We start from the raw sequence: 12,247 nt of genomic DNA, 5'->3' as shown, positions 1-12,247 counted from the left end.
TCAGAGTCCGGCGGCGGCCTCACGAACCAGCGTGGTCAGCAGCGCGTAATCGGGCTGCTGACCTTCCTTGATCTTGATGGTCTTGCGCTCCGCCGGACCCGGCTCGAAGAATCCGTCGCCGGGCGTTGCGAGCTCCGCCGCGTTGAAGATGGTGAACGACAGGGCGGCCTTCGACGCGGAGATGACCGCCGCGTACTTCTGGCCCTTCAGGAAGTGCGGCTTGCCGTACTGCAGCCGCTCCCGTACATCCGGGATCGCCAGGTGGACGGCCTGCCGCAACGCCACGGCGACATCCGCCTGCCACTCCTGGCCGGCTTTGGTGCGCAGGCTCTCGATGTGCCCCAGCACGTCGTCGCTCATCACAAACCCCCATCATGATCCACATTTGCCCCGGTCCCATGACCAGGGGCAGCGTAAGCCCGACTCGGTGTGCCACCATCTGCGGACCCCCACCATGGAAGGCACCACCATGACAGACGGAGCGGGCTCCCGGCTATCGGCGATGGTCGGCGGCCGCCCCGGAGGCCCCCGGCATCGGGCAGGATCGTGCACCGTCAGCCCTCCGAGTGCCGCGCATGGCAGGATCGCGGCATGACGGACCCCACAGCCGCCGGCTACGACGCGGTGGCGGCGCGGTACGCCGCCGAGATCGGTGACGAGCTGCCCGGCAAGCCCGTCGACCGGGCATTCCTCACCATCCTCGCCGAGTCGGCCGGGCTCGGCGTCGTCGCCGATGTCGGCTGCGGACCCGGGCACATCACCTCCTACCTGCACCGGCTCGGTGTCGACGCGGTCGGGGTCGACCTCTCCCCGGGCATGGTCGCGGTGGCGCGGCAGCGTCACCCGTCGATCGAATTCACGGTCGGATCGCTGCTGAGCCTGCCGGTGGCCGACGGCGGCTGGGCGGGTGCGGTCTGCGCCTACTCGATCATCCACCTCGCCGAGGAGCAGCGGCCGGTCGCCTTCGCCGAGCTGGCCCGCGCGCTGGCGCCGGGAGGCTGGCTGCTGCTCTCCTTCCACGTCAGCGACGCCGACCACGCGGCGGGCGAGGTGCAGCGGCTGGCGAGCTGGTGGGGACATGACGTCGCCCTGGACTTCCACTACCTGGACCCGGACCGGGTCGCCGCCGAGGTGGCGGCCGCCGGGTTCGAGGTCAAGGTCTCGGCGGTACGCGAGCCGTGGCCGAACGAGCACGCATCCCGCCGCGCCCACCTCCTGGCCCAGCGGCGGTCATAGGCGGTGGTCCCGAGCGCTCTCCGCGGCGCTCAGCGACCGAGTCGACGAGGTCGTCCAAGCAGGACAGTTGCTCCGACACACGCCATGCCACCTTAACGGATCATTCATAAACTATATTTACTGTTATGCTTCTTTACATTAAAGTCGTCAGGTGAGCGCCGGCTAGGTCCGCCCTCCGACCGAGTGCAGGGCTCGAAATAGCACTACATCCCGCACCCGGAAGCGAGGAGTAGCTCATGCGAAAACGGATGGCCATCACCCTGGCCTCAGTAATCGCCGTCCTGGCATCGCTGTTGGTGACGATCCCCGCGCAAGCGCACGGGTACATCTCGTCCCCGCCCAGCCGCCAGGCCAACTGCGCACAGGGACGCGTCACCAACTGCGGTGACATCGTCTGGGAGCCCCAGAGCGTGGAAGCGCCCAAGGGTTCCATGCAGTGCAACGGAGGCGGCAGCCGCTTCGCCGTCCTCAACGACAACAGCAAGGCGTGGCCCGCCGCATCGGTCGGCAACAACGTCACGTTCAACTGGGTCCTGACGGCCCGGCACCGCACCAGCACGTGGGAGTACTTCGTCGGCGGCACTCGCATCGCCGTCTTCGACGACCACGGCGCGCAGCCAGGACCGACCGTGACGCACAACGTCAGCCTGGGTGGGCGGACCGGCCGCATCCTGCTGCTGGCGCGGTGGAACGTCTACGACACGGCCATGGCGTTCTACTCCTGTGTCGACCTTCAGGTCGGCGGCGGCGGAACCACGCCGCCCAGCACTCCCCCGTCGACGCCTCCCACGTCGCCGAGTCCTCAGCCGAGCAGCAGCCCGCCGCCGCCCGCCGGTGGCACCTGGGCGGCCGGCACCACCTACGCGGTCGGCGCGACCGTGACCTACGGCGGTCTCAGCTACCGCTGCCTGCAGGGTCACACCGCCATCGCCGGCTGGGAGCCGCCGAACGTCCCGGCGCTCTGGCAGAGGATCTGACCTACCGCACAACGGGTCCGCACCGCCCCGACGGGGTGCGGACCCTTTACCGTCCATCCTGGAGACCCGATGAAGCGTCTTACCACAATCGCCGTCCTGATCACGGCCGTCACGCTGAGCGCGGGGTGCTCCGCCAACGGCGTTCCCGAGTCGCCGGAGCAGATCCAGCGGATCGACCCGGTGACCGCGCCGCACAACGACACCGACGTGATGTTCCTGCAGATGATGGTCTCGCAGTACGGTCCCGCCGCCGAGATCCTGACACTCGCCCAGGAACGCGCCGTCGACCCGCAGGTCAAGACTCTCGCGGCCGCGGTCGCGGTGACGCAGGCCGACGAGGCGAAGACCATGCTGAACTGGCTGACCGCCTGGTCGCTGCCGACCGCGGCCGCCGCCGAGCCGTCCCTGCACGCCGGTCACGGCGGCCTGCCGACGAGCGGGAAGTCCGAGGTCGAGGCGCTGCGCAAGGCGGCCGACTTCGACAAGACCTTCCTCAACCTGCTGATCGGGCGCCAGCACCAGGCCGTCGAGTACGCCCGTATGGAGCTCACGAGCGGCGCCCACCCCGGTTCGCTGGACCTCGCGACCCGCATCGACCAGTCGCGAACCGCCCAGATCGAGATGATGCTCAAGCTGGTCGCCTAGCCGGTCACGTCGTGCAGCGAAGCATGGCTACGCTTCGCTGCACGACGTGACGGTCGAGTGGTTGCGGGCACCCTACTGAACCGAGTAAGCGGGCGGACTTTACGACCCGGTTTCGCGACTGTCAACGGTCGATTGCGTACGCAGCCCGCACGGTATCCGGCCGGCGCACGGGGATCAGCTACGATTGGTGAACCGAGAAAGCAGCGCAGCCTTGTTCGGGACAGCATCCTCGTTCAGGACGACCGCCGGAGGCAGACCGCGTGAAACGACCCACCATCGCCGACGTCGCGCGGGAGGCCGGTGTCTCCAAGGGTGCCGTCTCCTACGCGCTCAACGGCCTGCCCGGCGTCTCCGAGACGACCCGGCAGCGGATCCTCGCCACCGCCGACTCCCTCGGTTTCCGCGCCAACAGCGCCGCCCGGGCCCTCGCCGGCGCCGCCTCCAAGGTGGTCGGCCTGACCCTGCACCGGCCGCCCAAGACCCTCGGTCTCGAACCCTTCTTCATGGAGCTCATCAGCGGCCTCGAAGCCGAGCTGTCGATCCACTCCTACGCGCTGCTGCTGCAGATGGTGACCGACCACGACTCGGAGATCGCCGCCTATCGGCGCTGGTGGAGCGACCGCAGCGTCGACGGCGTCCTCGTCTGCGACGTGCGGACCGGCGACGAGCGGATCGCCGCGCTCGCCGGGCTCGGGCTGCCCGCCGTCGTGATCGGCCCGCCGAGCGCCAGCGGGCCGCTCGCCAGCATCTGGTCCGACGACGGCGTCTCGCTCATCGAGGCGGTGGAGTATCTGGCGGCGCTGGGGCACAAGCGGATCGCCCGGGTCGGCGGCATCTCCGGCCTCGTGCACACCGCCATCCGCACGGAGACCTTCGCCGCGACCGGGACCCGGCTGGGCCTGACGACCGTCACGGTCCCGACCGACTACACCGGTGAGGACGGCGCCCGCGCCACGCGCCGCCTGCTCAGCTCGCCCAGCAGGCCGACCGCGCTGATCTATGACAACGACATCATGGCGATCGCCGGGCTCGCCGTGGCGCAGGAGATGGGGCTCGCCGTCCCCGGCGACCTGTCGATCATCGCGTGGGACGACTCACCGATCTGCCGCCTCGTCCACCCGCCGCTGACGGCGATGACCCGCGACATCTCCGCGTACGGCACGCACGCGGCCCGGCTGCTGCTCTCGGCGATCGACGGCAAGCCGGTGACGAGCATGCACGACGAGCCCGCGCACCTCACCCCGCGCGGCAGCACCGCACCGCCTAAATCGTGACGGCGATGCCGATGACGGGCGCTTTGCGCAGGTGGAGGACGCGGCTGAACCAGTTGCCGAGCCGCGACATGATGTAACGCTGGGCGACCAGCTTCCGCGCTGCCTGCGTCCCGGCGTCGTCGAGCAGGCGGGCCCGGCCCTCGATGGGCTCGGCGCCCGGCGCGACCTTGCCGCGGATGTCGCAGGCCGTGATCAGCACCCGGCTGTTCTTGCGGATCCGCTTGACCTTCCACGCCTCGGCCTCGGAGATGATGAAGAGCTCATCGCCGTCGACGACGTGCCAGACGGGCGTGGCGACCCCGGTGCCGTCCTTGCGGAAAGTCGTGAGGTTGACCTGCTTGCTGCGGCGGATCTCATCGCTGAAGCTCATCGGCTCAGCCTATATTCCGGACGCCATCAGGCCGGTGGCGCCGTACTCGCCCGGACGACGAGCTGGGCGGTGTGGTCCTGGACGCTCCGCGGCTCCGCACCCTCGATGACCGCGAGCAGCAGCCGCGCCGCGTGCGCGCCGAAGGCCGGGATGTCGCGGTGGAGCACCGTCAGCGCCGGCCGCACGACCTGGCAGACCGGCGAGTCCTCCCACGCCACGATGGAGAGCTCGGCCGGGACCCCGACACCCATCTCCATCGCGACGCCGAGCCCGGCGACGGCCATCACGTCGTTGTCGTAGGCGATCGCCGTGGGCCGCCGCGCCGAGCTGAGCAGCCGCCGCGTCGCCGTCGCCCCGGCCTCACCCGTGTAGTCGGCGCCGACGACGATCCCCTCGGCACCCGCGCTCGCGCAGGCGGCGAGGAACGCCCCGGTCCGCTCGGCGGTGTGCAGCATCTCGCCCGGCCCGCTGACCCGGGCGATCCGCCGGTGCCCCAGCCCGACCAGGTAGCCGACGGACTCGGTCACCGCCGCCCGATCGTCGTTCCAGATGCTGGTCAGGCGCCCCACACCGGTCGGGCCGCCGACGACGACCGCAGGCAGGCCGAGCTCCTCCAGCACCGGCACCCGCGGGTCGTCGGTGCCGAGATCGCAGATGAGTACGCCACCGACCCGGCGCTCGCCGTTCCACCGGCGATAGACGGCGAGCTCGTCGTCGAGGTCGGCGACGAACTGCAGGGCGAGGCCGAAGCCGCGCGCCGAGAGCTCCATCTGCACGCCGCTGATGAGCTCGCGGCGGAAGACCTCGATGGCGAACGCCGTGGCGGGGCGCCGCATGGTGAGCCCGATCGCGTGCACGCCGCCGCCGTGCAGCGCCTGGGCCGGTCCGTTGGCGCTGAAGTTGATCTCTTGCGAGATCCGCAGGATGCGCTGGCGCAGCTCCTCGGAGACACCGGGACGGCCGTTGAGCGCGTAGGAGACGGCGACCCGGGAAACCCCGGCACGGCGCGCGATATCCCCCATCGTGGGTTGACGCGCCATGGTCCCTCCCGGCCTCAATGCCCCGTCAGCATACCGGCCCGCAGCGCGAATGGAAGCGCTCCCATCGCGCGTGATCGCGTTGTTTCCGGGAAACAGTCCCCTCCGGCAATGCCCGAGCGCCCTACTTCCGGGAAACAGCGCGATCAAGTCCCGGCACGGCGAGCGGCGGCACGGCGGCGCGGTCGATAGGACCAACTCTTGAAGAGTTGCGGCGATCTTGGTCCCCGTCACGTTTTGCAGCAAAGCGTGGCTATTCCGCGCGGCGAGGCCACGCTTTGCTGCAAAACGTGACCGGGGCAACGCGACCGGGGCACCGCGACCCGAGGGCACCGTGACCCGAGGGCTAGAGGTAGAGGGCGCGCAGGCGGGGGTCGACGGTCTGCTCGGCGCCGGCGATCTCCGCGAGCAGCCCGCGCAGCGTGGCGACAGCGGCCTTGCCATGGGCGGCAGCGAGACGCTCCTCATAGGACCGGTGGAACGCGCGGGCGCTGGCGAGTGCCGCCCGCCCCCGTTCGGCGAGGTGGACGAGGCGGGCCCGGCCGTCCGACGGGTCGGGGTGGCGCTCGACGTACCCCCGGGCCTCCATCTCCTCGATGATCTGCGCCGCACCCTGCTTCGTGATCTGCAGGCGGACGGCGAGGTCGCTGACGGTCATCGGCCGCCCGGCGATCGCCCGGAAGACGACACCGTCCGACCTGCCCACGTCGGTGAATCCGGCCTCCTCGTGCGCGACCCGCAGCTCGCGGACGAACTCCTGATAGGCGAGGCCCAGCAGGATCCCCAGATCGATCGGTTGCGCTTCGGCGTCCATGGACCCCATGATAGACAAGTCAGCTTGAACAAGCCAGCTTGTCTACTCGGACGGGAACGAACCATGCACCTCATCACCGCGACCACCGCACCGCGTTTCCAGCTGCCCGGCGTCGAGTTCACCGGGCTCGCCTCACCCAGCCGGGGTTCCGGCGAGGTCTGCACCTGGCGGATCACCGTCGAGGCGGGCCTCGTCTCGGACCAGCCGCACCACCTCGACCGGGACGAGGTCTTCATGGTCACCTCGGGCACCCTGCGGCTCTCCCCCGACGGCGATCCGCTGCACGCGGGGGACGCCGCCGTCGTGCCGGCCGGCGAGCCGATCCAGCTCGTCAACCCGGGGGCCGAGCCCGCCACGGCCCACGTCGTGATCCAGGCGGGCTTCACCGCGACGATGGCGGACGGGACGGTCGTCGGCACTCCACCGTGGGCGGTGTAACGCGGTGCCCGGGAGGACGATCCCGGGCACCGCGTCACGTCAGCTGACGACGATCGAGCCGTTGCTCTGGCGTACGCAGGAGACGGAGCGTGCGGCCGTCGCAGCCGCACCCGCGAGGCACTGCCCGAGCACCGCGTGGCCCGAGGCATTGGGGTGCCACGACTCCTGGCAGGTCTGGAAGTAGGTCACGCAGGAGTTGGCGATCCGCTGGATCGCGATCTTGTCGTAGCCGGACAGGCTCTGCAGGAAGACGCCGGTCGGGCCGTCCATCAGGCGGATCGGGGTGGCGAGGGTGTTCGCCGGGCTGTCGGCCTTCTCGCAGAGCCGGGCGCCGTCGAAGGCGTGCTGCACGTTGAGGTAGACGAAGTCCTGGCCCGGGTACTCGGCCGAGATCGTGTTGAAGCTGTTCTGCACGATCGTGCCGAGCGCGGCCGAGAAGTAGTGGCCGGGAGCCAGGCTCGCCCGGTGCACGGGGCAGCCGCCCGCGTAGCGCTCGGCGCCCAGGTCGCGGAACTTGTCCCGGTCGTCGGCGCGGCCGTCCTCGGTGTGGAACTTGACGTCGAAGTCGGTCGGCATCGGGTTGGTGTAGTCCTGGAACACGATGCGGTGCTGGCCGTCGGCGTCGACCTCGTTGAGGGTGTTGACGAGCAGGCGCAGCGCGGCGATCGTCTCGGCGGTCGCGGCCGAGACCTCGGCGGCGGTCGCGAGGTCGGCGTTGCTGCACGGCTCCTGCGGCACCGGACCGTTGAGGTAGGCCCAGAACTCCCACCAGCCGGTCCACGCGTCGGCGATGAACCGGTTGGCACAGAGGACGGCCACGTCGCCGAAGGTGAAGGAGCTGTTGTTGGAGCCGAGTCCGACCAGGACCACGTCGATGTCGTTGGTCTGCGCGACCTGCCGGAGCTGGGTGAGCTGCGCGGCGACGTTGCGGCCCTTGGTGCGGTTGATCGAGTTGTTGGCGATGTCGAACGGCTGGCCGCCCGAGCAGGCGAGGTTGAACCGGTTCTGGATCCCCGGCAGGTCCGCCTTGAAGAGCGACGCGTTCGCCGAGCGGTGGCAGAAGTAGGGGTTGTTGTTCGGCGCCGACCAACCGGGGAAGGCCTGCGACGTGCCGTTGAGGTCGGTGACGGCGGTGTAGGCGCCGGCGCCCTCGCCGCTGATGAAGCTGTCGCCGATGGAGATGGCGGCGGTGGGAAGCGCTGCCTGCGCGGCGGGTGCCGACACGACGGGACCGGCCAACGAGCCGAGCACCAGCGCGAACACGGCAACGAGCACCGGGGGACGGAGTCGGGACATCAATATCCTACCTAACCCATGGGAATAGAATGTATTCGGCTAGATAAGACCATGCCCGCTCAGACAGGTCAATACTTTGCGGCGATTAAATCCCACCGCCGATGGATAACGCTCATCAAACCAAAGATCGCCGCAACTCTTCAAGAGTTGGTGCTCAGGGGTTAGCACCAACTCTTGAAGAGTTGCGGCGATCTTCGGCGCCGGGCCGCGGAGGGTCAGGCCGGGAGATCCTCGGAGGTACGCCGACCGCGGCGGGCCGTGATGAAGCCGAAGACCGCGGCGGTGGCGAACATCAGCGTGCCGTAGATCGCCGACGGTAGGGCGATCTCGCTGCTGTTGAGCAGGGTCGGGCTGAGACCGATGGTGATCGCCAGCGTCGCGTTGTGCAGTCCGATCTCGAACGACGAGGCCACCGACTCGCGGTGCGCGACGCGGGCGAGGCGCGGGACGGCGTACCCGATGAGGAGGCTTGCGATGTTGAAGAGCAGGACCGTCACGCCGACCGCGCCGATCGTCTCGGCGATCTCGTCCTTGATCCCGATCACCGCGCCGGTGAGGACGAAGACCAGGACCACGACGGACGCGATCTTGACCGTGCGCTGGATCCGCTCGGCGAAGGCGGGGAAGCGGCCGCGGACCGTCATGCCGACCGCGACCGGGATGAGGACGATCGCGAAGACCTGGAGCACCTTGTCGAACTGCAGGCCGATCGAGGTGTCCGAGCCGATGAACCCGGCGATCGAGGAGTTGACGATCAGCGGCAGGGTGAAGAGCGCGAGGACGGAGTTGATCGCCGTGAGGGTCACGTTGAGCGCGACGTTGCCGCGGAAGAGGTGGCTGTAGAGGCTGGCGGTGCTGCCGCCGGGCGAGGCGGCGAGCAGCATCATGCCGACCGCGAGCTCGGGCGGCAGGTCCGCGAGCAGGACGAGCCCCAGGCAGATCGCCGGGAGCAGGACCATCTGGCAGGCGAGCGAGATGAGGACGGCGCGGGGATAGGTGACCACCCGCCGGAAGTCCTCGATCGTCAGGGTGAGGCCGAGGCCGAGCATGACGATGCCCAGCGCTACGGGGAAGAGGACGATCGCCAATCCGGAACTCATCTGCCACCGCTCCTATCAGGACCCGCCGGTGGATCCCTCTCCGGGATCGTGGCATCGGGCCGGGCGGCGGCGCATCTCCTGACGTGCAGAGACGCCGGCGTGCGGAGGTGCCGCGACGCTGGCGCCTCGCCGGGACGTGCACGCGCAGCGAATCCGGGCACCCGTGGAGATCACGTCTGGTTCCCCGAATGACGTGTGATCGTGAATAGCAGCGCGGGCGTCAGGCCATCGCGGTGTAGGCGAGCACTCCCCGGTTGACCAGCGCGATCGCCTGCCGGGCCGACCCCCGCACCTCCGCCGACACCCCGGACGCCTCGGCGAGCTGCCCGAGCAGGTCGACGACCTGACGGGCCCAGCGGACGAAGTCACCGGCCGGCATCTCGCCGTCCATCGTGCCGCTCGCCAGCACCTTCGCCAGCGTCTCGCCGCGCGCCCAGCGGTAGATCGGCCAGACGAAGCCCAGGTCGGGCTCGCGGGTCGCGTCGAGTCCCCGCTCCAGCTCGTCCTCGGCGATGTTGCGGTGCCGGGCCAGGATCTCCTCGACCGCCGTGGTCACCGGTCCCCGGGGCAGCCCGATCCGCTCGTCGGTCTCGCGCCGCGCCTCGTAGAGCACGGTGGAGACGACCGCGGCGAGCTCCGCCGGGGGCAGACCCTCGAAGACGCCGTCGCGCAGGCACTCGGCGACGAGCAGGTCCGCCTCGGTCCAGATCCGGGCGAGCATCTTGCCCGCCGCGGTGACGGTGCCGTCGGCGGCGAGGTAGCCCCGGTCGGCGAGGATCGAGCAGATCCGGTCGAAGGTGCGGGCCAGCGAACCGGTCCGGCTGGCGACCTTTTCCCGCAGCGCATCGGTCTCGCGCAGCAGCCGGTGGGCGCGCTCGGCCCAGCGGGCGTGGTCCTCGCGGTCGGGGCACTGGTGGCAGGGGTGCTTGCGCATGTCGTGGCGCAGCCGGGTGAGCTCGCGGTCCTCGCCGCCGGACTTGGGCTTGGCCCGGCGGCCCGCGCCGCGCTCCAGCCCGAGGCCGCGCATGCTCGCCGCGAGGTCGCGCCGCTCGCCGGGGTTGCGGTGGTTGAAGTTCTTCGGCACGCGTACGCGTTCGAGCACCTCCACCGGGTGCGGGAACTCCCCCGCGGCGAGGCGCCCGGCCCAGCGGTCCTCGGTGAGCAGCAGCGGCCGGGGCTCGCCGAATCCGGCGGTGCCCGCCTCCAGCACGATCGCGAGGCCCCCGTGCCGACCGGCGGGAACCCGGATCACGTCGCCCACCTTGAGCGCGCTGAGCGAGATCGCCACCTGGTCGCGGCGGCTCGCCTGGGACTGGCGGGTGATCGCCTTCTCCCGGTCGCCGATCGCCACACGCAGCGCGAAATACTCCGAGAAGTCGCCGAGGTGGCAGGAGGCCTCGTGGGCGTAGGCCGCCTGCGTCTCCAGGCTCTTCTGCACCTGGCGGGCGACGCCGACGACCGAGGCATCGGCCTGGAACTGCGCGAACGACGATTCGAGCAGGTCGCGAGCGCGGTCGGCGCCGACGGACCCGACGAGGTTGACCGCCATGTTGTAGGACGGCCGGAAGCTGGAGCGCAGCGGGTAGGTGCGGGTGGAGGCGAGACCGGCGACGTGGCGGGGGTCGACCTCGGGCGTCCAGACGACGACCGCGTGGCCCTCCACGTCGATGCCCCGGCGGCCGGCGCGGCCGGTGAGCTGCGTGTACTCCCCCGGGGTCAGGTCGACGTGCGCCTCGCCGTTGAACTTGACCAGGCGCTCCAGCACGACGCAGCGGGCGGGCATGTTGATGCCGAGTGCCAGCGTCTCGGTGGCGAAGACCGCCTTGACCAGGCCCCGGACGAAGAGGTCCTCGACGATCTCCTTGAAGATCGGCAGCAGCCCGGCGTGGTGGGCGGCGAGCCCGCGCTCGAGCCCGTCGAGCCACTCCCAGTAGCCCAGCGCCGACAGGTCCTCGGTCGGGATCGAGCTCATCCGCCGCTCGACGAGGGCCCGGATCTCGACCTTCTCGTCGGGGCTGGTGAGGCGCAGGCCGGCCTGGAGGCACTGCTGCACGGCGGCGTCGCAGGCGGCCCGGCTGAAGATGAACAGGATCGCCGGGAGCAGGCCCTCGTTGTCGAGGCGCTCGACGATGTCCTGGCGCGGCGGGCCGACGTTGCGGCGTCCCCGCCCGCGCGGGCCGCGCTTGTCGAGGCCGCCGCTGAGCTCCAGCCGCCGCAGCGACTCCCGGGTGTAACGCAGCAGCTCCGGGTGAACGTCGTGAGCACGGGCGGCGTCAGCGTCGTGGAAGAGGTCGAACATCCGCTTGTTGACGAGCATGTGCTGCCACAGCGGGACGGGCCGGTGCTCGCTGACGATCACCTCGGTCTTGCCGCGCACCGTCTTGAGCCACTCGGCGAACTCCTCCGCGTTGGAGACGGTCGCGCTGAGGGAGACGAGGGTGACCGACTGGGAGAGGTGGATGATCACTTCTTCCCAGACGGCGCCGCGGAAGCGGTCGGCGAGGTAGTGCACCTCGTCCATGACGACGAAGGAGAGACCCTCCAGAGTGGATGATCCCGCGTAGAGCATGTTGCGCAGGACCTCGGTCGTCATGACCACGATCGGCGCGTCGCCGTTGATGGCGTTGTCGCCGGTGAGCAGGCCGACCTTCTCCGGACCGTAGCGGTCGATGAGGTCGTGGAACTTCTGGTTGGACAACGCCTTGATCGGGGTCGTGTAGAAGCACTTGCGACCCTGCCGCAGGGCCAGGTGCACCGCGAACTCGCCGACCACCGTCTTGCCCGCACCGGTCGGCGCGCAGACCAGCACGCCGGAGCCCCGCTCCAGCGCCTGGCAGGACTGCAGCTGGAAGTCGTCGAGCTCGAACGAGAGCTCGCCGATGAAGTCCGTCAATGCCGGGAACTCCGCGGCCTGTGCCCCGCGTCGCTGGGAATCGGCATAACTCTCGGCGGGGCTCGTCATGATTCACAGGCTATAGCGCAGAGGCGACAGTTTGCGGCTCGGGGGCTGCGCAGAACGGGGCGGCGTCGGCTTTCAGACCAGCGAATTACGGACATACC

At 70.0% G+C, this 12,247-nt stretch carries 12 protein-coding genes; 5 read left to right on the top strand and 7 right to left on the bottom strand.

The features are described from left to right. On the bottom strand, nucleotides 1-360 hold the full coding sequence (locus tag F4553_RS36120) for a DUF1801 domain-containing protein (protein WP_184845546.1): 360 nt from the start codon (nucleotides 358-360) through the stop codon (nucleotides 1-3). Nucleotides 361-591: 231 nt separating this feature from the next. On the opposite strand from F4553_RS36120, the gene F4553_RS36115 reads away from it, so the two are divergent. The 4 genes from F4553_RS36115 to F4553_RS36100 all read left to right on the top strand — a co-directional run bounded on the left by F4553_RS36115 (nucleotide 592) and on the right by F4553_RS36100 (nucleotide 4,132). Next, complete coding sequence (locus tag F4553_RS36115) at nucleotides 592-1,236, top strand: class I SAM-dependent DNA methyltransferase (RefSeq protein WP_184845544.1); 645 nt, start codon at nucleotides 592-594, stop codon at nucleotides 1,234-1,236. Nucleotides 1,237-1,472: 236 nt separating this feature from the next. Continuing rightward, nucleotides 1,473-2,213 carry a lytic polysaccharide monooxygenase gene (locus tag F4553_RS36110; RefSeq protein WP_184845542.1) on the top strand — a complete coding sequence of 247 codons (741 nt, stop codon included), beginning with the start codon at nucleotides 1,473-1,475 and terminating at the stop codon, nucleotides 2,211-2,213. A 69-nt stretch (nucleotides 2,214-2,282) separates the two neighbouring features. Continuing rightward, a complete protein-coding gene (locus F4553_RS36105; protein ID WP_184845540.1) occupies nucleotides 2,283-2,858 on the top strand; it encodes a DUF305 domain-containing protein in 576 nt (191 codons plus the stop codon). Nucleotides 2,859-3,118: 260 nt separating this feature from the next. Beyond that, on the top strand, nucleotides 3,119-4,132 hold the full coding sequence (locus F4553_RS36100; protein WP_184845538.1) for a LacI family DNA-binding transcriptional regulator: 1,014 nt from the start codon (nucleotides 3,119-3,121) through the stop codon (nucleotides 4,130-4,132). On the opposite strand, the gene F4553_RS36095 is transcribed toward F4553_RS36100, so the two are convergent. The 3 genes from F4553_RS36095 to F4553_RS36085 all read right to left on the bottom strand — a co-directional run bounded on the left by F4553_RS36095 (nucleotide 4,122) and on the right by F4553_RS36085 (nucleotide 6,353). Then, nucleotides 4,122-4,502, bottom strand: a complete 381-nt coding sequence (locus F4553_RS36095; protein WP_184845536.1) for a PPOX class F420-dependent oxidoreductase — start codon at nucleotides 4,500-4,502, stop codon at nucleotides 4,122-4,124. The two genes, F4553_RS36100 and F4553_RS36095, sit on opposite strands and share 11 nt — an antisense overlap. A gap of 26 nt (nucleotides 4,503-4,528) precedes the next feature. Next, nucleotides 4,529-5,542, bottom strand: coding sequence for a LacI family DNA-binding transcriptional regulator (locus tag F4553_RS36090; RefSeq protein WP_184845534.1), 1,014 nt, complete (start codon nucleotides 5,540-5,542; stop codon nucleotides 4,529-4,531). 343 nt (nucleotides 5,543-5,885) lie between these two features. Further along, complete coding sequence (locus F4553_RS36085; protein WP_221470618.1) at nucleotides 5,886-6,353, bottom strand: MarR family winged helix-turn-helix transcriptional regulator; 468 nt, start codon at nucleotides 6,351-6,353, stop codon at nucleotides 5,886-5,888. A gap of 63 nt (nucleotides 6,354-6,416) precedes the next feature. Here F4553_RS36085 and F4553_RS36080 point away from each other — a divergent pair, with 63 nt between their 5' ends. Continuing rightward, nucleotides 6,417-6,791, top strand: coding sequence for a cupin domain-containing protein (locus F4553_RS36080; RefSeq protein WP_184845533.1), 375 nt, complete (start codon nucleotides 6,417-6,419; stop codon nucleotides 6,789-6,791). A 39-nt stretch (nucleotides 6,792-6,830) separates the two neighbouring features. Here the strand turns inward: F4553_RS36080 and F4553_RS36075 are convergent, their stop codons facing one another. The 3 genes from F4553_RS36075 to F4553_RS36065 all read right to left on the bottom strand — a co-directional run bounded on the left by F4553_RS36075 (nucleotide 6,831) and on the right by F4553_RS36065 (nucleotide 12,149). Continuing rightward, on the bottom strand, nucleotides 6,831-8,087 hold the full coding sequence (locus F4553_RS36075) for an SGNH/GDSL hydrolase family protein (RefSeq protein ID WP_184845531.1): 1,257 nt from the start codon (nucleotides 8,085-8,087) through the stop codon (nucleotides 6,831-6,833). Nucleotides 8,088-8,302: 215 nt separating this feature from the next. Beyond that, nucleotides 8,303-9,187 carry a bile acid:sodium symporter family protein gene (locus F4553_RS36070; RefSeq protein WP_184845529.1) on the bottom strand — a complete coding sequence of 295 codons (885 nt, stop codon included), beginning with the start codon at nucleotides 9,185-9,187 and terminating at the stop codon, nucleotides 8,303-8,305. A 220-nt stretch (nucleotides 9,188-9,407) separates the two neighbouring features. Beyond that, complete coding sequence (locus tag F4553_RS36065) at nucleotides 9,408-12,149, bottom strand: DEAD/DEAH box helicase (RefSeq protein ID WP_184845527.1); 2,742 nt, start codon at nucleotides 12,147-12,149, stop codon at nucleotides 9,408-9,410. Nucleotides 12,150-12,247 lie beyond the last annotated feature (98 nt).

This window comes from Allocatelliglobosispora scoriae (genome assembly GCF_014204945.1).
In the GTDB taxonomy this organism is placed as follows: Bacteria; Actinomycetota; Actinomycetes; order Mycobacteriales; family Micromonosporaceae; genus Allocatelliglobosispora; species Allocatelliglobosispora scoriae.
This window is presented reverse-complemented; position numbering and strand designations above follow the sequence as displayed.